17 protein-coding genes are annotated in these 18,584 nt (G+C 63.0%); 16 read left to right on the forward strand and 1 reads right to left on the reverse strand.

Annotated features, from left to right (window positions below; all coding sequences use genetic code 11):
• Positions 1–51 precede the first annotated feature (51 nt).
• The 12 genes from HNP98_RS18940 to HNP98_RS18995 all read left to right on the forward strand — a co-directional run bounded on the left by HNP98_RS18940 (position 52) and on the right by HNP98_RS18995 (position 14,466).
• Positions 52–1,389 carry a hypothetical protein gene (locus tag HNP98_RS18940; RefSeq protein WP_173811753.1) on the forward strand — a complete coding sequence of 446 codons (1,338 nt, stop codon included), beginning with the start codon at positions 52–54 and terminating at the stop codon, positions 1,387–1,389.
• Between the two features lie 42 nt (positions 1,390–1,431).
• Positions 1,432–2,220 (forward strand): transporter, encoded by a 789-nt coding sequence (locus tag HNP98_RS18945; RefSeq protein WP_173811754.1) that lies wholly within the window; start codon positions 1,432–1,434, stop codon positions 2,218–2,220.
• A 41-nt stretch (positions 2,221–2,261) separates the two neighbouring features.
• Entirely contained in the window at positions 2,262–2,783 is a 522-nt protein-coding gene (locus HNP98_RS18950) for a hypothetical protein (RefSeq protein WP_173811755.1), read from the forward strand.
• 49 nt (positions 2,784–2,832) lie between these two features.
• Positions 2,833–3,303 carry a DUF305 domain-containing protein gene (locus HNP98_RS18955; RefSeq protein WP_173811756.1) on the forward strand — a complete coding sequence of 157 codons (471 nt, stop codon included), beginning with the start codon at positions 2,833–2,835 and terminating at the stop codon, positions 3,301–3,303.
• Positions 3,304–3,477: 174 nt separating this feature from the next.
• Positions 3,478–3,864, forward strand: a complete 387-nt coding sequence (locus tag HNP98_RS18960; RefSeq protein WP_173811757.1) for an HYC_CC_PP family protein — start codon at positions 3,478–3,480, stop codon at positions 3,862–3,864.
• Positions 3,865–4,011: 147 nt separating this feature from the next.
• Positions 4,012–5,376 (forward strand): efflux RND transporter permease subunit, encoded by a 1,365-nt coding sequence (locus tag HNP98_RS22275; protein WP_262889142.1) that lies wholly within the window; start codon positions 4,012–4,014, stop codon positions 5,374–5,376.
• On the forward strand, positions 5,369–7,261 hold the full coding sequence (locus tag HNP98_RS22280) for an efflux RND transporter permease subunit (protein WP_173811758.1): 1,893 nt from the start codon (positions 5,369–5,371) through the stop codon (positions 7,259–7,261). Before HNP98_RS22275 ends, HNP98_RS22280 begins: the two co-directional genes overlap by 8 nt.
• A 13-nt stretch (positions 7,262–7,274) precedes the next feature.
• Complete coding sequence (locus HNP98_RS18975; protein WP_173811759.1) at positions 7,275–8,531, forward strand: TolC family protein; 1,257 nt, start codon at positions 7,275–7,277, stop codon at positions 8,529–8,531.
• Complete coding sequence (locus HNP98_RS18980) at positions 8,509–9,915, forward strand: efflux RND transporter periplasmic adaptor subunit (RefSeq protein ID WP_173811760.1); 1,407 nt, start codon at positions 8,509–8,511, stop codon at positions 9,913–9,915. The genes HNP98_RS18975 and HNP98_RS18980 overlap by 23 nt, the downstream gene beginning before the upstream one ends.
• Positions 9,908–11,392 carry an efflux RND transporter periplasmic adaptor subunit gene (locus HNP98_RS18985; protein ID WP_173811761.1) on the forward strand — a complete coding sequence of 495 codons (1,485 nt, stop codon included), beginning with the start codon at positions 9,908–9,910 and terminating at the stop codon, positions 11,390–11,392. Before HNP98_RS18980 ends, HNP98_RS18985 begins: the two co-directional genes overlap by 8 nt.
• Before the next feature lie 77 nt (positions 11,393–11,469).
• Positions 11,470–11,709, forward strand: a complete 240-nt coding sequence (locus tag HNP98_RS22385) for a heavy metal-binding domain-containing protein (protein WP_173811704.1) — start codon at positions 11,470–11,472, stop codon at positions 11,707–11,709.
• 330 nt (positions 11,710–12,039) lie between these two features.
• Complete coding sequence (locus tag HNP98_RS18995) at positions 12,040–14,466, forward strand: multicopper oxidase family protein (protein ID WP_173811762.1); 2,427 nt, start codon at positions 12,040–12,042, stop codon at positions 14,464–14,466.
• A gap of 24 nt (positions 14,467–14,490) precedes the next feature.
• On the opposite strand, the gene HNP98_RS19000 is transcribed toward HNP98_RS18995, so the two are convergent.
• Positions 14,491–15,417, reverse strand: coding sequence for a toxin-antitoxin system YwqK family antitoxin (locus HNP98_RS19000; RefSeq protein WP_173811763.1), 927 nt, complete (start codon positions 15,415–15,417; stop codon positions 14,491–14,493).
• 252 nt (positions 15,418–15,669) lie between these two features.
• On the opposite strand from HNP98_RS19000, the gene HNP98_RS19005 reads away from it, so the two are divergent.
• The 4 genes from HNP98_RS19005 to HNP98_RS19020 all read left to right on the forward strand — a co-directional run bounded on the left by HNP98_RS19005 (position 15,670) and on the right by HNP98_RS19020 (position 18,515).
• A complete protein-coding gene (locus HNP98_RS19005; RefSeq protein ID WP_173811764.1) occupies positions 15,670–16,035 on the forward strand; it encodes an XRE family transcriptional regulator in 366 nt (121 codons plus the stop codon).
• Positions 16,028–17,047 (forward strand): site-specific integrase, encoded by a 1,020-nt coding sequence (locus HNP98_RS19010; protein WP_246275222.1) that lies wholly within the window; start codon positions 16,028–16,030, stop codon positions 17,045–17,047. Before HNP98_RS19005 ends, HNP98_RS19010 begins: the two co-directional genes overlap by 8 nt.
• Before the next feature lie 210 nt (positions 17,048–17,257).
• A complete protein-coding gene (locus HNP98_RS19015) occupies positions 17,258–18,184 on the forward strand; it encodes a DUF4007 family protein (RefSeq protein ID WP_173811765.1) in 927 nt (308 codons plus the stop codon).
• Positions 18,177–18,515 (forward strand): hypothetical protein, encoded by a 339-nt coding sequence (locus tag HNP98_RS19020; protein ID WP_173811766.1) that lies wholly within the window; start codon positions 18,177–18,179, stop codon positions 18,513–18,515. Before HNP98_RS19015 ends, HNP98_RS19020 begins: the two co-directional genes overlap by 8 nt.
• Positions 18,516–18,584 lie beyond the last annotated feature (69 nt).

Genomic DNA, 18,584 nt, shown 5'->3' on the forward strand with positions numbered 1-18,584 from the left:
CTCATTTCAACTAACTGCCCTCACGGGCACCAGATTAATAAGCTCACTACTATGGCATTCAAGTTTATTACTGGGGTGGGACTGGGAATGCTGCTGGCGGCGTGCTCGGCCAGCCACACCACGACCGAGCCCCGCAAGGAGGTCAGCTACATTCGGGGGCCGTACAATGCGGCATTTTTCCACCGGCACGGCGAATCCGAAGCCCTGTCGGCGGGTTTCCACTTCCACCACGGCCGCGAGCACGACGTGCTGCTGCAAACCAAGCTGGCCGACCGCGTGCAGGTGGACGCCGACTTCGACGCCCAGGTGTTTGACTTCGTGAAAAACAAAAAGTCGAAGGTGGGCCCCTCGATGGAGCTGTTCGGGCCCTACACGGCGCGGGTGGCCTGGAAGCTGTTTCGCACGATTGACTGGACCCACCAGCACCACGAGCAGACCTACGACATCATGGCCAGCCAGCGCGTGGCCTGGGACAAGAAAAAGCAGTGGACCGACCGCGCCGTGAAGCTCTACCTGGCCCGCAACCAGGACGTGGCCCGCTCGGTGGCCCCGCTCGACATCACCATGCGCCGGGCGGCCTGCATGATGAAGCCCTACTTCACCTACTACCGCAACTTCTACCCCAAGTCCAACTCCCAGGCCTGGGTGGCGCACTGGTGGCACCCGGCCATCTACGAGGCCCAGATGTTGAGCGGTAACGCCAGCGGTGGCCAGGAGGCGGCGCTGAAAGCAGTGAACGACCTCATGTTTAACGAGGTGTACAAAAACCGGCCCCAGCGCATGATTCTCAGCCGGGAGCTGATGCCGCGCTATGCCCGCATGTCGCCCGAGTCGGCCAACATCTTCGATAACCTGCACATGCTGCACGGCCTGGCCTACGACATCCTCAGCTACGAGGGCTGGACCGAGCAGCAGCAGCGCGACGAGCTGTACCGCGTCATCGACGCGATGAGCTACCAGCCGGGCGACGAGAAGTACGTGCGCAAGTTCGACCTGCCCTACCCCGACGTGGACCCGCGCCAGTACCCCGCCTGGATGGCCGGCCCGGAAGGCGCAATGTCGAAAATTATGATGGAGATGATGATGGAAATGATGCCCCTGATGATGCCCGACATGGCCCCGGATATGAAAGAGAAGATGATGGCGCAGTTTCAGATGAAGATGCGCCCCGGCATGGAGCCCGGTGAAATCGAGGGCTCGCTGCACGACGCGATGATGCAGCTGATGCCCGGCATGAAGATGATGCCGGGGGCCCTGGAACCCGGTAAGACGCCCGAAATGATGCGCGACGCCATGCTCAAGGGCTGGCAGGAGAAGCACGGCTCAATGCCCGACGTACCGCCGCTCGACATGAGCCAGGAGCCCACGCTGGCCCCGCTGGCCCGCTAGTGCCGCTGCCGTTTTCTTTCTCATCTCCCGAATCAGCTTCTTATGAACAAGTCTATTACCCTGCGCGGCCTGCTGCTGGCGGCGCTCTGCCTGTTGGGTCTGGCCCCGCTAGCCCACGCCCAATCCGACCAGATAAATCTCGATGCCGGCCTGCCCACCCGCCTCGAAGACGCCTACCCCACGGCCTACGGCAACCGTGAGTTGCAACTGCCCGTGCGCTACCAGCGCAGCCAGCAGGGCGACAACCTGGTGCAGTACACGCCTACGCTGGAATTTGGCCCTTTCCGCAATACCCAGCTAGCCGTGGCCGTGCCCGTGTACTCGGGCAACGGCGACCGGTCGGGCAGCGGCAACGTGCAGGTGGCGGGCCTCTACAACTTCAACACCGAAGGCAAGTACCTGCCCGCCGTGGCCCTGGCCGGCACCCTCACGCTACCCACCGGCCTGCGCAGCGCGGGCACCGACTACAACGGCCGTTTCATCCTCACCAAAAGCTTTTTGGGCACGCTCAACCGCCTGCACCTCAACCTGGCCTACTTCCACAACAGCCAGCCCGGCGTGCAGGCCGAAGGCGGCCAGTTAAAGGAGGAGCGCCTTGACCGCTTCGCCCTGCTGGTGGGCTACTCCACGCGCATCGCGCCGCAGTCGTCGCTGGTCGTAGACTTTGTGCGCGAGCAGCGCCGCTTCCGGGGCGAGATGGGGTCGTCCGTGGAGGCCGGCATCCGCCGCCAGATGAATCCGCGAATGGTCCTCAGCGCCGGGGCTGCCGCGGGCCTGGGCACCGACGCTGACAAGTTCACGGCCACCCTGGGCTTGCAGCACGCATTTTAATCCGGCCCGGCGGGGCGTTCTCCCGCTTCAACCTTCTTCCCATGACTATTACCCGTCAATCCTTGCTGCTGTGGTGGGGGCTCACCGTCACCGTGGCCTACCTGCTCACCGAATATTTCGGCCGGGCGCTGCACCACGCGCACGCCGCCATCCTCTGGACCTGGGCCGGGGCCATGCTCGTGCCGGTAACTTTGTCGCTACTGCTGGGGCGCCGGGCCAACGCTCTGGTCTGGGTGTGGGCCGGGGCCACGGTGCTGGCAATGGTCGAAAACTTCGGGGCCCACGCCGCCGAATCCAAGCCGCTGATGCACTTCAGCTTTCATACCCTGTGGTTCCTGTTCGGCGCGGCCGGGTTTGCCTACACGGCCGCCGTGGTGGATGGTAGCTCCCGTAAGCGGCTCTACGCCGGGGCCGCACTGCTTAATCTGGTCGGGGCGGGGTTGATGCTGCTCAACCACGAGTTGTTGGAAGGGTACGAGTTCATAGTGTTGGCCCTCATTCAGGGCGTGCCCATGCTGCTGGACGTGCCGCTGCGTCGGCAGCACGAAGCGCAGGTGGGGTAGGGCCCCCACCAGTTTTCATTTCTTTCCCTTTTATTTCCTCCCGTTTCTTATGGAGCACAAAAAACCTTATTCGCGCTTTTTTCTGATGCTGGGCACTTCCCTGGTGGCCATGTATGCCGTGATGTACCTCAACGTCTACGAGTGGGACCACGTGTATTTCAGCCTCACCCGCGTGTACATGGCCCTGCTCATGCTGGTGCCGATGACGCTGATTATGATGGGCTTCATGTGGAGCATGTACCCCGACAAGCAGCGCAACGCCCTGATTATGGGGGGTAGCCTGGTGCTGTTCGTGGTGGCCCTCGTCATGGTGCGCTCCCAAACATTCATTGGCGATAAGCTCTGGATGAAGGCCATGATTCCGCACCACTCCATCGCTATCATGGTCAGCAAGCGTGCCGACCTCAAGGACCCCGAAGTGCGCCAGCTGGCCGACAGCATTATTGCGGCCCAGGAGCGCGAAATCAAGCAGATGAAGCGAATGCTCGCCCGGCTGGAACGGGAACGGGCCGCACAGTAAAGCGCGGGCAATGGCTGGGGCGCCCGTGCCCGCGCGTCACGGCCGGCCGCTTGGGCCGGGGGTGGGGACACAAATTATGCAAGCCTCGCGGCTGAATTCTGTAAATCCTGCGCTGGCCAGCCGCCGTACCTTTACAGGCGGCAATTTATTCTGCTAACTCGTTGTTCTGCTGACTTGAAACGTTTCCTCAGCCTGTTCCTACTGCTAAGTTACCTGCTGTCCAGCCCTGGGTTGGTGTACAGCATGCACTTTTGCGGGCCAACCCTGACGGAAGTTTCGGTGACCAGCGAGGCGGCTTGCTGCTGCCCGGTGCCCAAAAAGCCGGCCGGCTGCTGCCATGACAAAAAACTGAGCAGCACCCTCAAGGACGTGAAGCTCAGCACCGCGCAGCTTAAGCTGCCGGTGCTCGTGGCGGTGCCCGCGCCGCCCGCGCTGCGGCTGGCCTACCGCCTGCCTACCCCCACCTACCCGGCTGATGAGCCGGCTGCGCCGCTACAGGCCACGGCCGCTCCGCCGCCCGCCTGCCCCCCCTACGTGCGGGGCCACGCCTTCCTGATTTAGCTTCTGGGTGTTGCCTGGTGCCCCCGGCCTTTTGGCCGTGGGGCTTTCGTGCGTGTCGTTCTCTGAGCAGTTGGCAGTTGGCCGTTAATGCTCGGGGAAGTACGCAATTCCCTTACCGGGATACCGCACCTGTTAGCTGCTAATCAAATGATTGAACGACTTATTTCCCTCTCCCTGCGCAACCGGGGCGTGGTGCTGCTGCTGGCGGCCGGGCTGCTGGTCTGGGGCATCTTCTCCATCCGGGCCAGCAAGATTGACGCGATTCCCGACCTGTCGGAAAACCAGGTGATTGTGTTCACCGAGTGGGCCGGGCGGGGGCCCCAAATCATCGAGGACCAGGTGACCTACCCCCTCGTCACCAACCTGCAAGGGCTGGCCCAGGTGCGGGCCGTGCGCGCCGCCTCCATGTTCGGGATGAGCTTCGTGTACGTCATTTTCAACGACAACACCGACATCTACTGGGCCCGCGAGCGGGTGCTGGAACGCCTCAACTACGCCCAGCGGCTGCTGCCGGCCGGCCTCACGCCCACCCTGGGCCCCGACGGCACGGGCGTGGGCCACGTGCTCTGGTACACGCTCCACGCGCCCAAGCTGGACCTGGGCGAGCAGCGCGCCTTGCAGGACTGGTACGTGAAGTTCGGCCTGCAAACCGTGCCCGGCGTGAGTGAGGTGGCCAGCTTCGGCGGCTTCCAGCCCGAGTACCAGGTGACCGTAGACCCCACCAAGCTCACCTACTACAACGTGAGTCTGCCGCAGGTGCTGGCCGCCGTGCGCCAGAACAACAACGAGGCGGGCGGCCGCAAATTCGAGCAGGGTGGCACGGGCTACATCATCAAGACCAGCGGTTACATCCAAGATGTGGCCACCCTGGAAAACGTGCCGGTGCTCACCCGGCCGGGCGGCGTGCCGCTGCGCCTGCGCGACCTGGGCACGGTGCAGATGACGGGCGAAAGCCGCCTGGGCATCTTCGACCACAACGGCCAGGGGGAGGCCGTGGGCGGCATCGTGGTGATGCGCTACGGCGAGAACGCCGATGACGTCATCACCCGCGTGAAGGCCAAAATGACCGAAGTCGCCAAGGGCCTGCCGGCGGGCGTCTCGTTCGACATCGTGTACGACCGCAGCGGCCTCATCGAAGAATCGGTGGCCAACATCAAGCACACGCTGCTCGAAGAAATGGCCGTGGTGTCGCTGGTGGTGCTGGTGTTCCTCTTCCACTGGCGCAGCGCCCTGAGCATCCTGCTCCAGATTCCGATTACCATCGCCGCCAGCTTCATTTTGCTCAACGCCTTCGGCATCTCGTCCAACATCATGTCGCTCACCGGCATTGCCCTGGCCATTGGGGTCATTGTCGATAACGGCATCGTGATGGCCGAAAATGCCTACCGCAACCTGGCCCTGCACCAGGCCGCCGAAGAAGCCGCGGCGGGCGCACCACCCGGTTCGTCGCCTGGTTTTTCGCCCGCGCAAACCGTTCCTCTTTCCACGCCTGAACCCGTCCACCATGACTAACGACGAGCGCCTCGCCATCATCGAAAAGTCCAGCCAGCAGGTGTCGCGGGGCATTTTCTTCTCCACGATTATCATCGTGGCGTCCTTTCTGCCCGTGTTTTTGCTCACCGGGCAGGAGGGCAAGCTGTTTCACCCGCTGGCCTACACCAAGACGTTTATCCTGCTCATCGACGCCGTGCTGGCCGTGACGCTGGCCCCGGTGCTGCTGTCCTTTTTTATGAAGGGTAAGTTCAAAACGGAGGAGCAAAACCCCATCAACCGGGGCCTGGAACGGGTGTACGCGCCCCTCATCAACTGGTGCCTGACCTGGCGCAAAACCACCATTGCCATCAACCTACTGCTATTGGCCATCAGCATTCCGCTGCTGCTGAGCCTGGGCACCGAGTTCATGCCGCCGCTCGACGAGGGCTCCATTCTGTTCATGCCCATCACCCAGCCCGACGTGTCGAACACGGAGGTGAAGCGCATTTTGCAGGTGCAGGACAAGATTATCATGCAGGTGCCCGAGGTGAAGGGCGTGCTCGGCAAGGCCGGCCGGGCCAGCACCGCCACCGACAACGCTCCGCTGAGCATGATTGAAACCATCATCCAGCTCAAGCCCCGCGCCGAGTGGCGGCCGGGCCTGACCAAGGCCAAGCTGATTGAGGAGCTGAACAGCAAGCTGCAAATACCGGGGGTAGTGAACGGCTGGACCCAGCCCATTATCAACCGCATCAACATGTTGAGCACCGGCATTCGCACCGACGTCGGCGTGAAAGTATATGGCCAGCAGCTCGATACGATTTACAACGTGTCGCAGCGGGTGCGGGCGGCCCTGACCGGCGTACCCGGCGTGCAGGACCTGTACGTGGACCCCATCACGGGCGGCAAATATTTACAAATCGACCTCAAGCGCGACCAGCTGGCCCGCTACGGCCTCACCGTGGACCAGGTGAACGAGGTGGTCGAAATGGCCATTGGCGGGGCCCCGGTGGCCAGCACCGTGGAGGGTAGGCGGCGCTTCGCCATCGGCGTGCGCCTGGCCGAGGACTACCGCAACAGCCTGCCCGCGCTGGGCCGCATCCCGATTCAGACCACCGCCTACGGGCCGGTGCCGCTCTCAGCCGTGGCTACGCTGCGCTTCGAGAACGGCCCGCCCATGATTAATTCCGAAAACGCCCAGCTGCGCGGCGCGGTGCTCTTCAACGTGCGGGGCCGCGACCTGGGCGGCACCGTGGGCGAGGCCATGAAAAAGGTGCAGGCCATGCAGGGTAAGCTGCCCGCCGGCTACTACCTGGAGTGGAGCGGGCAGTACGAAAACTTGATTAGCTCGCAGCGCACGCTGCTCTTCATTCTGCCCATCGTGTTGGTGGTGATTTTCGGCTGCCTGTACTTCGCGTTTCACTCGGTGCGCGAGGCGCTGCTGAGTCTGGTCACCATCCCGTTTGCGCTCATCGGCGGGGCCTACATGGTGTATTTCTACGGCGTGCATTTGTCGGTGGCGGTGGCCGTGGGCTTCATCGCCCTGTTCGGGCTGGCCGTGGAAACGGGCGTCATCATGGTCATCTACCTCAACGATGCCATGCAGCAGCTGGTGGCCGCCAAAGGCAATTCGAGCGAAACCATCAGCAAGCAGGATTTGCGCGATGCCGTGTTCCACGGCGCGGCCAAGCGCCTGCGGCCCAAGCTAATGACCGTCTCGGTGGCGCTGTTCGGGCTGGTGCCGGTGCTCTGGGCCACGGGCACGGGCTCCGACGTGATGCTACCCATCGTGCTGCCCATGATTGGCGGGGTGTTCACCTCCTCGACCCACATTCTGCTGGTCACGCCGCTGATTTTCCTGATGACCAAGGAGTACGAGCTGCGCAAGTTCGGCAAGCTGGACGTGCTGGCAGTAACCCATTAACCTTCTGGATACTATGGCTTTTATCTTTCGGATGATGTTCGCTACGGGACTGCTGGGGCTGCTGGCCGTGCCCGCCCCAGCCCAGCGCCTGCTGCCGCTCGACTCGGTGCTGCGGGCCGTGCGCCAGCGCAACCCCGCCCTGCGCCAGTACGACTACCGCGCCCAGGCCAAACAGGCTGCCGTGGCCGGGGCCAGCACCTGGGAAGCTCCCAAGGTGAGCGCCGGCTATTGGATGACGCCCTACAACCAGCGCCCCATCCGGGAGGCCAACAACGGGCAGGGGATGGGCATGCAGATGGTGTCGGTGGAGCAGATGGTGCCCAACCCGGCCAAGCAGCGCGCCCGGCGCGACTACCTGGCCGGCCAGGCCGCCGTGGTGCAGGCCGACCAGGCCGCCAGCTTCAACGAGCTGCGCGCCCGGGCCCGCACGCTGTACTACGAGCGGGTGGTGCTGGAAAAGAAGCTGCGGGTGCTGGACCAGAGCGCCTACCTGCTGGATTTTTTGCTGAAAATCGCCCAGGCCCGCTACCCCTACAACCAGACCACGCTGGCCAGCATCTACCAGGTGCAGGCGCGGGTAGCCATGCACGCCAACGACCACGCCACGCTCTACGGCCAGCTGCGCCAGCGCACCATCGCCCTGAACGCGCTCATGGCTCGCGACCCCGCCACCGAGTTTGCCGTGGATACGCTGCTGCCTACCCCCCCACCCACGGGGCCTGCCGACACGGCCGCACTGGCCGCCCGCCGCTCCGACGTGCGCGGCCTCGACCAGTCGCTGGCCGTGGTGCGCCTTAGCCAGCAGGTGGAGGCCAGCCGCCGTCGGCCCGATTTTGGGGTGCGCTACGACCACATGAACGGCATCGGCAGCACGCCCAACCAGTTCACCGTCATGGGGATGGTCACGCTGCCCTTCGTGCCCTGGGCCGCCCGCGAGTACAAGGCCAACACCGCCGCCCTGGGGCTGGAAGCGCGGGCCGTGCAGCAGCAGCGGGCCAGCCTGCTCAACGATGCGGCCGGCCGCCTCAGCACCCTGCAATCGGACCTGCTCACCCAGCGCGAGCTGGTCGAAAACTACGAGCGGGGCATCCTGCCGGCCCTGCGCAAAAGCTACCAGGTAACACTGCTGGCCTACCAGCAAAATACCGCCCAGCTGCCCGCCGTGGTCGAAGCCCTCGATGCCTGGCTGCGGACCCGCCTGCAAGCCCTCGACACCCAAAATGAACTCCTCGCCCTCACCGTGCGCTATGACCAGGAACTTGAGCAATAAGCCCGTGCGGCGGGGGGTAGCCGCCGCCCTGCTGGGGGCCCTGGGGGCCCTGCTGGCGGGCTGCCACGGCCAGGCCCACGGCCCCGCCAACATGGCCCAAACCCCGCCGGTGGCCACCAGCGCGGCCATGCAGTACACCTGCCCCATGCACGCCCAGATTGTGCGCGAGGCCCCCAGCAGCTGCCCCATCTGCGGCATGGACCTGGTGCCCAAGGTGCTCGACAACGCGGCCGCCGCCGCTGCGCCCGCCGACCTGGGCCAAGTCAGCCAGGCCCCCAACGCGGCCGTGCTAGCGGCCGTGGCCACGGTGCGCCCCGTGGCCGACGGCACGGCGGCTGACACCCTCACCCTACCGGGCGTGGTGGACTACGACCCGCGCCGCAGCCGGGCGGTGGCGGCCCGCTTCGGCGGGCGCATCGAGCAGCTGGCCGTGCGCTTCAACTACCAGCCCGTGCGGCGGGGGCAGAAGCTGCTCGAACTCTATAGCCCCGAGCTGGTAACGGCCGAACAGGAGCTGCTTTTCCTGCTGGCAAACGACGCTGATAATGCGCTGCTGGTGAACGGTGCTCGGCAAAAACTGCGCCTGCTGGGCCTGACCGACCCGCAGCTGCGCGAGTTGGCTCGCACCCGCCGGGCCAGCTACCGGGTGGCTATTTTCAGTCCCTACGATGGCTACGTGGTGGAAACGCCGGCGACTCCCGTGCCTATTCCGGCCGCCGCCACCGGCAGCATGAGCCCCAGCCCCGAACCGGGCATGAATGCCGGCGAACCCAGCGGCCCGGCGGCTAATTCGGCCACCGGGCCGGTGCAGCCCCAGCCGCTCACCCTCACGGAGGGGGCCTACGTGAGCACCGGCCAGACCTTATTTCAGGTGGTGAACACCGACCAGGTGTGGGGCCTCTTTCAGCCCACCCCGGCCGAGCTGGCCCGGCTGCGCCCCGGCCAGCCGCTGCGCGTGGTGGCCGAAGGCACCGGCCTGCCGCCCCGCACCGCCCACCTCGGTTTGGTAGAGCCCGAGTTTCGCGCTGGGGCCAGCGTGGCGGCCGTGCGGGTGTACCTGCCCAACCCGCAAGGCCGGCTCCGGCGCGGCCAGCGCCTGACCGGGCAGCTGGTGCCCACCGCCGCCCCGGCCGGGGCCGGGAGCTTCTGGCTGCCCCGCGCCGCCGTGGTGGACCTGGGCACCCGGCAGGTGGCTTTCGTGCGGCGCGGGGCCACGTTCGTGCCGGTGGCCGTGCAGGTCGGCCAGCGCACCGCCAGCCGGGTGCAGGTGCTGCGCGGCCTCGCCGGCCCCGAAGACGTGGCCGCCAACGGCCAGTACCTCATTGATAGTGAAGGCTTCATTCAAACCTCCGCCAACGCGGCTAACCCGTCCGCCCATGATTAAGCTACTTCCTGGAAAGCCCCGGCAAATCCGCCGGCGGCCGTGGCTGACGCTGCTGCTGGCCGGGCTACTACTGAGTGCGGCGGCCTGCCAGCAGGGCAAGCCCGACCCTGACCAAACTGCCGGTTCGGTGGCCTACTACACCTGCCCGATGCATTCGCAAATCCACGCCGACGCGCCGGGGGACTGCCCCATCTGCCACATGCACCTAGTGGCGGTGTCGCCGCTAGCCGCCCAAAAGCCGGCGGCCGGGGCCCCGGCGGCGGCCAGCTACACTTGCCCGATGCACGCGCAAATCCACGCCGACAAGCCGGGGGACTGTCCCATCTGCGGCATGGCCCTGGTGAAAACCTCGGCCCGTCCCGCGGCCCAGAAGATGACCGCCGCCGAAATGGCCGCCATGCCCGGCGGCCCGGCGGCGGGCACCGACCTTGTGCTCACCGCCCAACAGGTAGCGTTGGGCAATATTCAAACGCAGCAACTAGGCAGTAGCACCCCGCGCGGCGCTACTGCCCCGCCTGTGCCCGCGCCCCAGGCCGTGCTGACGGGCACCGTAACGGCCAATACGCAGCGCACCGAAAGCATCAGCAGCCGGGTGGCGGGCCGCGTCGAGCAGCTGTACGTACGCCAGACCGGGCAGGTGCTGCGGCGGGGCGCGCCCTTGTTCGCGGTCTACAGCGAGGAGCTGCAAACATTGCAGCGCGAGTACCTACTAGCCCTGACCCAGGACCTGCAAGTGGCTGAGCCCACCTACCGCCACTTCGCCGAAGCCACTGCCCAGAAGCTGCGGCTGCTGGGCGTGTCGGGCGCGCAGCTGCGCCAGTTGGCGCGCAGCGGCAAGTCCAGCCCGCTGGTGACCTACTATAGCCCCCGCACCGGCACGGTGCAAACCCTCGCGGTCGTGCAGGGCCAGTACGTGGCCGAGGGCTCCCCCCTGCTCACCCTCACGGACTTAAGTAGCGTGTGGGTAGAAGCGCAACTCTACCCGGCCGAAGCCGGCCGGTTACCTCTGGGCCAAACGGTAGCCGTGCAGGTGGCGGGCCTGGCCCGCCCGGTGCGGGGCAAAGTCGTGTTCCTGAGCCCCGAGCTGAGCGGCAGCAGCCAGCTGACGCTGGCCCGCATCGAGGTGCCCAACCCCGCCGGCCGCCTCCAGCCGGGGGCCCAGGCCAACGTACTGCTGGACGCCGCCCCGGCCCCCGCCGCCCTTCCAACCGCCACCTCCGCCAGCACGACGCTTCGCGTACCCCCGGCCGCCATTATCTACAACGGGGCCCTGAGCTACGTGTGGAAGCAAACCGGCGAGCGGCAGTTTCGGCGGGTGCGGGTGCGCCTCGGCGAGGGCACCGCCACCGCCCTGCCGGTGCTGGCGGGCTTGCAAGCCGGCGACGCGGTGGTGACCACCGGGGCCTACCTGCTGGAAAGCGAGTTCACCCTGCGCCAGGGAGCCGGCGACGACCACATGAGCGGCATGGCCATGTAGCGCCTCAACCAATGTCCTCAACCTCATTTTAGGCTGACAATCAATCATTTTCTCTTTTCCATTTTTCCCTTACTCCCATGAACAAGTTCCTCCCTTACGCCCTGGCCCTGGCCAGCCTCACCTTCGCCACCAGCTGCTCGGGCAACAAGAGCACCGAAACCACGGCGACTACCCCCACCACGGCCGCCGCCCCCGATAGCACGGCCGCCCCCGCCGGTCTGGCTACGCAGTACACGTGCACCATGCACCCCGAAGTAGTGACCGACCAGCCCGGCAAGTGCCCCAAGTGCGGCATGGACCTGGTGGTGAAAAAGTAGCCGCTGGCCCGAATTATATCAGGCGGGAGAGCGAATTGGCAAAACAGCTCCCGCGCACGGCAGTAGACTACGCTCCCCCTTTGCTACTCAATCCAGCGGCATTCGGCTACCGGCCCGCTGTATTGCCGACGTGTGCTGGCAGGGCCCCGGTTACTCGGGACATTCTGCTGGCACACAATAGGTTGTCGCCGACTGGATACCGGGTGTAATAACCGCTGCCTGCTCACCGCCGCCTGGCTGACTTTCCTGTAATGCTCTTTTAGTATGTCTGATTATTTCTCCGCCGTCTTTGGCCGACTGGCTCTTTATTCGTGGGTTCTGGCCTTAGCCGTGGGGGTAGGGACCAGCCTGCCTGTGCGGGCCCAGGCCCCCGTAGCCCCGGCCGCCTACAATGCGCTGTATGCGGCCCCCGCCGCTGTGGCGGCGCGCAGGCCGCGCCTCGTGCGCTACGACCTCCACGTGCGCGACACCACCTGGACCATTGCCGGGGTGAGCAACCACGCGCTGGCCACCAACGGCTCCATTCCCGCGCCCACGCTCACCTTCACCGAAGGCGACACGGCCCTGATTTACCTCCACAACCAAACCCGCAAAACGGTGTCGTTTCACTGGCACGGCCTGCTGCTGCCCAACCGCTACGACGGCGTGCCCATGCTCAACACGGAGCTGATTGAGCCCGGCCAGGTGCACGAGTTCCGGTTTGCCCTCAAGCAGCACGGCACCTCCTGGTACCACTCGCACACCCGTCTCAACGAGCAGCTGGGCCAGTACGGGGCCATCGTCATCTACCCGCCCACGCCGCTGGCCATGCCCGACCAAGTGGTATTGCTGTCGGACTGGACCAAGGAAAACCCCTGGGAAGTGCTCCGCTCGCTCAAGCGTGAAACCGACTGGTACGCCATCCAGCGCGGCTCGGTGCAGAGCTACGGCCTGGCCCTGGCCACCGGCAACCTGGGCACCAAGCTGCGCCAGGAGTGGAAACGCATGCCCGAGATGGACTTGGCCGATGTGTATTACCAGTCCAACCTGGTAAACGGCCAGCCCACCCGCGCGGCCCCGCTGGCCCCCGGCCAGTCAGTGCGCCTGCGGCTGATTAACGGTTCGGCGGCTTCTTACTTCTGGGTGCAGTTCGCGGGCGGCAAAATGCGCGTGGTGGCCGCCGATGGCGTTGACGTGCAGCCCGTACCCGTGGACAAGCTCCTCCTCGGCACGGCCGAAACCTACGACGTGGAAGTGACGCTGCCTGCCGTCGCCGGCCAGTACGAGCTGCGCGCTACCTCCTGGGACATGGCCAAGCACACCAGCCTGCTGCTGGGCACCGGCCCGCTCCACGCCGCCCCCGACCTGCCCAAAATCGACTATTTTCAGCTGGTGAAGGAGATGAACGGCATGATGAGCCAGATGCAAGGCATGACCATGGGCCGCGCCCCGGCCCACGTGCCCCCGCCCAGCGTGGCCGCCGCCGGCAGTGCCCCGATGCCCGATATGCCGGGCATAGATAACCAGGGTATGGCTGGGGCCCCGAAAAGCCAGCCGGCTACCATGCCCGGCATGAACATGCCCGCTGATAGCAGCACTCACAGTCAACCCGCTAAGTCCGCCATGCCCGGCATGGCAATGGCCGACGGCGACGGAATGCAGACGGCTGAGATGAAGATGGCTGGGATGAAGATGGGCGGCATGAAAAAAGCCCCGCTCGGCACGTTTGTCACTGGCTACCAGCAGTTGCAGGCGGCTTTTCCCAACGAAACGCTGCTGAATTACGAAATGCTGAAGGCGCCGCAGCCCACTACCATCCCGGCCGACCGGCCGGTGCGCACGGTGCAGTTGTACCTCACCGGCAACATGTTCCGCTACGTGTGGAGCATCAACAATAAGACGCTCTCCGACGCGGACAAGATTGAAATCAAGCAGGGCGAAACCGTGCGCTTCATCATGCACAACACCACCATGATGAGCCATCCCATGCACCTGCACGGGCACTTTTTTCGGGTGCTGAACGGGCAGGGCGACTCCTCGCCGCTCAAAAACACGCTCAGCGTGGCCCCAATGGATGTGGTCACCATCGAGTTTGACGCCAACGAGGAGAAGGACTGGTTTTTCCACTGCCACCTGCTTTACCACCTCAACTCGGGCATGGCCCGCATCGTGCACTACGCCAACACGGCCGTGCCCCTGGCTAATCCCCGGCAAGTGGCCCGCTTCACGGCCGAAGACCGGGCCCTGTTTCCCTACGCGCGGGTCAATGCCTTCAGCCAGGGCGTGTTTGCCCAGGGCGGCGTGCGCAACTCGTACTGGCTGCTGCGGGCCGATGCGGCCCTCAACTACCGCGGCTCCTACGAAACCGAAACCCACGTGCAGCGCTACCTGGGGCCCAAGCAATTCGTGGCCGTGTACGCGGGCACCGACATTCGCAACAACACGCGCGGCGGGGCCAACACCGCCACCGACGCCCCTGGCCAGCCCACGCGCAGCGATAATTCCAAGGACTTCCGGCAGGTGGCCTGCGTGGGCATCCGCTATTTCCTGCCCCTGCTCGTGTGGTCGGACCTGCGCCTCGACCACCAGGGTAAAATGCGCGTGCAACTGGAGCGCGAGGGCCTGCCCATCACCCGTCGCCTGCGCGCCGACCTCATGGTCAACTCCGACCGCGAGTACCGGCTCGGCAGCAGCTACATTTTGGGCAAGTACGTGGCCCTGGCCGGCAATTACGACAGCAACTACGGCTGGGGGGCGGGCCTGCGCTTCATTTACTAGTACCGAGACTCACGCCGCATCGGCTTACTGGCAACCCTGCACCAAGGCACTCGCACTAAGCGTGGCCGTGGCGTCCGTGGTGTAGTTGTCGTTGTTAACGCACACGAACAGTTGGCGCGTACCCGACGGCAGGGCAATGGGCCGGGTTTCCTGGGACGTATTGGTTGCCACCCGCAAGCAGGACTGCGGGTCGGCGATGGTGCCCTTCGTAGCCATAAACTGTTGGGCCGCGGCCGGGTCGGGCGTGATGTACCAATGGCACTTGGTGCTAACCGTAGGCGGGGCGCTGTTGCCCTGCCTGGTTAGGGCCGAGGCCGCCGTACCCAGTAAAGCTGGGGCGGCCGTGCCCCCGCTGCCCACGACGGCTGCCACGGCAAGGGCCGTGGACCACGACACCGGTGGCTGCCCTTCATCGCGCACATCGAACTTGTAGACAATGCCCACCGTACCGTCGGGAATATCTACCGTGAACACTTTGCGACTGCCATGCATGCAATTGCTGCAATGCAGTGTGGCAGTACTCAGCGGCAGCGCGTCCTGCATTACCGACCGGCACTTGATTTCACGGCCGTCCTCGCGCCAACTCTTATAGTCGGCCTGCTGCTGGCCGTTCACGTAAGTTCCGCGAAAGCTGGGCTGGCCATTCGGGTGCCAACCGCAACAGATGCCCGTGGGCTTATAAGGGCCTTCGTTGGCCAGTTTGCCCTCCCATTGTTTTTTCCAAGCCGGGTAGTAGTAGCTGCGTACGGTACCCAGTGCTTTACCCGCCGCGTCGTGGTGGGCGATACGGGCGTAGGCTACCTCTTCCAGTGTCGCGGTCCGCTCCCAATCGCGGTCGAAATACACGGTGTCGGCCGGGGGCAAAACCAGGGCCGCCGGCTTAGGCCGCTGGGCTAGCGCGGGAACACTTATAATTAGGAATAGGAAAAACAGAAAGTAGTGTTTGGCCATACGATTGGAATGGGATGGCGACAAGTGGGAATGCGGTCAGTAAATGTAACCGGAAGTTGCATAGCCTTCCCAAGTTGCTGGTAAAATCAAGTACAAGAAAGAGTCCTGGCGTTATCGTCTAGTTTAGGTACCATAAGACTTCCTTATCGGACCTAAGTTTTGCTTACCTTTGGCCAACAGTTTCAGCGAGCTTTTTTGTAATTGCAAAAATAATGGCTGCTTTTGTCGCCTGTCTTTTTACAATTGCAAAATATGCTCTACCGCGTCGATACTGAACTGCTCGCTTCGCTGGTGCGCACCAAGCGCGCTGGCCAGACGCTGCGCGAAGCCGCTGAGGAAATTACCCGAACTATCGTACCAGTCAGCGTAGGCACGCTGCTGCGGGTGGAACAGCAGAAAGTACCCGACCTGCCGGTGTTCCTCCATTTATGCAATTGGCTAGCCGTAGCTCCGGGGCGGCTGCTCTACGGTCCCTCACCGGTAACAGCAGCCACCGAAACCACGGCGACAACGGTAGTCCGGCTACTGCGCTCCGATAAGCGCCTGGAACCAGCAATGGCCAATGTGCTGGCGATAATGATTGAAGCAACTTACGCTCAGCTTTCAGCTCATGAGTAACCCGTCAAAAGCATCAAAGAGAGAAACCGGCTTGACGGTGGCCAGCGAGCTGCCCGCGCTGGCGCTGGCCGCTGACCTAGCCGGTCAGGTAGCGCCCAACGTCGGCCGCTACCTGACCATGGGCCTCGACGGTGCAAACAACACTCGCCTGGCCTACTCGGCCGACTTGCGCAGCTACGAAGCTTTTTGCGCCGAGCACGAGTTCACGCCCTGGCCGGCCGCCGTGCCCACGCTCGCCAGCTACGTCGCGCACCTAGCCGATATCCCGCGCAAGCTGGCCACCATCAACCGGCACTTGGCCGCCATCGAGAAAAACCATCAGCTGCTCGGGCTGCCCTCCGCCATCAGCGCGCCAGCGCTGGACGTGCTGCGCAAGGGCGTGGCCCGCGCCGTGGGCAAAAAGCAAAAGCAGGCCCCGGCCTTCTCCGTGGCTCACCTCAAAAAGTGCATTGCCGAGCTTGACTTGACCCGGCCCGAAGGTGTACGCGCACGCGCACTCCTATTAATAGGCTTCACGGGGGCTTTCCGCCGCTCCGAGCTGGTGGCTCTAAACTTGGAGCATATCGAACTGACCGATGCGGCCCTCATTCTGAGCTTACAGAAAAGCAAGACCAACCAAACCGGCGAGGTGGAGCAGAAAGCTGTCTTCTATGCTTCTAATCCACTATTCTGCCCTATCCGCGCCTATAAAGCATGGGTGGAGTTGCTGGGGGGCCGCACAGAGGGGCCAGTATTCGTGTCGCTCGCGCGGGGCAAAACCGGCGAAGCGGGCACGCCCTCGCGCCGCCGGCTCTCTGACCGGCGCGTGAACCTACTCGTGAAAGAGCACTTGGGCGATAAGTATTCGGCCCACTCGCTGCGGGCTTCGTTCATCACCACCGCCAAGCTCAACGGCCAGTCCAACGAGTTCATCAAAAACCAGACGAAGCAAAAGACTGATGCCATGATTAGCCGCTACTCCCGGCTTGACGACATCATTGCTTACAATGCGGCCCATTCGCTGGGCTTGTAATTTAGCGCACCTATTATAGCAAAGGGTAGCCACTGATTTGCATAATGCAACGAATCATCATCCCCCAAGCTTCTTCTTTTTGAGCAAATCTTTCGCTCAAAAAGTCCTTCATAAATTCTGGCTTAGCTAAAATTAATAGCATTTTTGATGCTACTTTTACTCTTCTCCTTACCTTTCCGAAAGGTCAGCTAGTCGAATATTTTTTGAGATATGCTTCAATCCTATAAGTACACTTTCAGTGGTCATGATAGCTTCCAGTGTCGGTTGTTATGGCTCAAGAAGGGTTACGATTACCTACTCGAAGGGCGCTCATTCAACGCCGATGAAGCGCCCGTCATCCTAGGAGTTGGCAACAACATGGTGCGGGCCATCAAGCATTGGCTGCGTGCTTTTGGCTTGCTGGACGAAGCAACTGACCAACCCACCCAACTAGCTGACCTTTTGTTTGGTTACCGTCACGAAGGAGCTCCATTTGATGCATTTTTGGAAGACAATGCCACCTTATGGCTACTTCACTACCAATTGGTTCGCACTCGGTTTGCCTCTACCTATTGGCTCATTTTCGATGAATTTCGAAAGCGAAAAATTGAGTTCACTCGGGAGGACTACGGAAGATTCATCGAGCAGAAAGGACGGGAAGAGAGCTTTACGGTGAGCCCCAAAAGCATTAGTGAAGACTTCGGGGTTTTCCTCAAGATGTATCACCGTGGCACAACTGAAAGGGGGGCAAAGGCCAAAGACCGCGAAGACAGTTTCTCGGGTATTCTAACTGAATTGGACTTGGTAAACTCTTTCTCGCGCAAAAATGAGGATGGCAAAAGTGAAATCTCAGTCTACGTCATCACTCCTTCTGACCGTGATGATGTGCCCGCCGATTGGATACTCTACTGCCTGCTGGACTCCCCCAGCATCGGGATGTCGGTTAACTTGGAAACACTCGAAAATGACCCTGGAATGCCTTGTGCTGTATTTGGCATGAATCGGGCAGGCCTATTGCGTAAGATTGAGCAGTTAGTCAGTGAACATGACTTCCTTATCTATAATGACCAGGCCGGTGTACGCGAGCTACAATTTCGTGAGAAGCCGGCTGATAAGTACCAGATTTTAAGAGATTACTATGCCTCAGTCAATGTTTAGCCCCTCGGTCAATATCGTGCGGGATGCCAATCGGGCATTGAACTACATCCCGACTGAAAACACAAAACGCATCGTTTCGCAGTTGCTGGCCGACTACCAGACGGGCATTCGAGCTTTCACGATGATTGGCTCTTATGGTACTGGAAAGAGTGCTTTCCTATGGGCCCTAGAGCAGAATCTCACCGGTCAAAAGCCTTACTTCCGCGACAAACTCTTTGGCGCCGGACATACAGAAGTAGTACGTTTTGTAGGAGAATACCAGTCGCTGGCTAATGTCATGGCTGAACGTTATGGTTTGGAGCCTGGAGTACTCTACCCTACTAAAATTTGAGGCATAAAAACGGGGCGGCCCGACCTTTGGAGTTCCTACACAGCCAAACTCGTTCCGCCCCGTGAAGCA

This window comes from Hymenobacter caeli, assembly GCF_013294115.1.
Lineage (GTDB): Bacteria > Bacteroidota > Bacteroidia > Cytophagales > Hymenobacteraceae > Hymenobacter > Hymenobacter caeli.

Coding starts and splice junctions, on each gene's coding strand:
- HNP98_RS18940 (WP_173811753.1), top strand. CDS start 52: ATGGCATTCAAGTTTATTACTGGGGTGGGACTGGGAATGCTGCTGGCG.
- HNP98_RS19010 (WP_246275222.1), top strand. CDS start 16,028: ATGAGTAACCCGTCAAAAGCATCAAAGAGAGAAACCGGCTTGACGGTG.
- HNP98_RS18985 (WP_173811761.1), top strand. CDS start 9,908: ATGATTAAGCTACTTCCTGGAAAGCCCCGGCAAATCCGCCGGCGGCCG.
- HNP98_RS18980 (WP_173811760.1), top strand. CDS start 8,509: ATGACCAGGAACTTGAGCAATAAGCCCGTGCGGCGGGGGGTAGCCGCC.
- HNP98_RS19005 (WP_173811764.1), top strand. CDS start 15,670: ATGCTCTACCGCGTCGATACTGAACTGCTCGCTTCGCTGGTGCGCACC.
- HNP98_RS22275 (WP_262889142.1), top strand. CDS start 4,012: ATGATTGAACGACTTATTTCCCTCTCCCTGCGCAACCGGGGCGTGGTG.
- HNP98_RS22280 (WP_173811758.1), top strand. CDS start 5,369: ATGACTAACGACGAGCGCCTCGCCATCATCGAAAAGTCCAGCCAGCAG.
- HNP98_RS22385 (WP_173811704.1), top strand. CDS start 11,470: ATGAACAAGTTCCTCCCTTACGCCCTGGCCCTGGCCAGCCTCACCTTC.
- HNP98_RS18955 (WP_173811756.1), top strand. CDS start 2,833: ATGGAGCACAAAAAACCTTATTCGCGCTTTTTTCTGATGCTGGGCACT.
- HNP98_RS19020 (WP_173811766.1), top strand. CDS start 18,177: ATGTTTAGCCCCTCGGTCAATATCGTGCGGGATGCCAATCGGGCATTG.
- HNP98_RS19000 (WP_173811763.1), bottom strand. CDS start 15,417: ATGGCCAAACACTACTTTCTGTTTTTCCTATTCCTAATTATAAGTGTT.
- HNP98_RS18945 (WP_173811754.1), top strand. CDS start 1,432: ATGAACAAGTCTATTACCCTGCGCGGCCTGCTGCTGGCGGCGCTCTGC.
- HNP98_RS19015 (WP_173811765.1), top strand. CDS start 17,258: ATGCTTCAATCCTATAAGTACACTTTCAGTGGTCATGATAGCTTCCAG.
- HNP98_RS18950 (WP_173811755.1), top strand. CDS start 2,262: ATGACTATTACCCGTCAATCCTTGCTGCTGTGGTGGGGGCTCACCGTC.
- HNP98_RS18975 (WP_173811759.1), top strand. CDS start 7,275: ATGGCTTTTATCTTTCGGATGATGTTCGCTACGGGACTGCTGGGGCTG.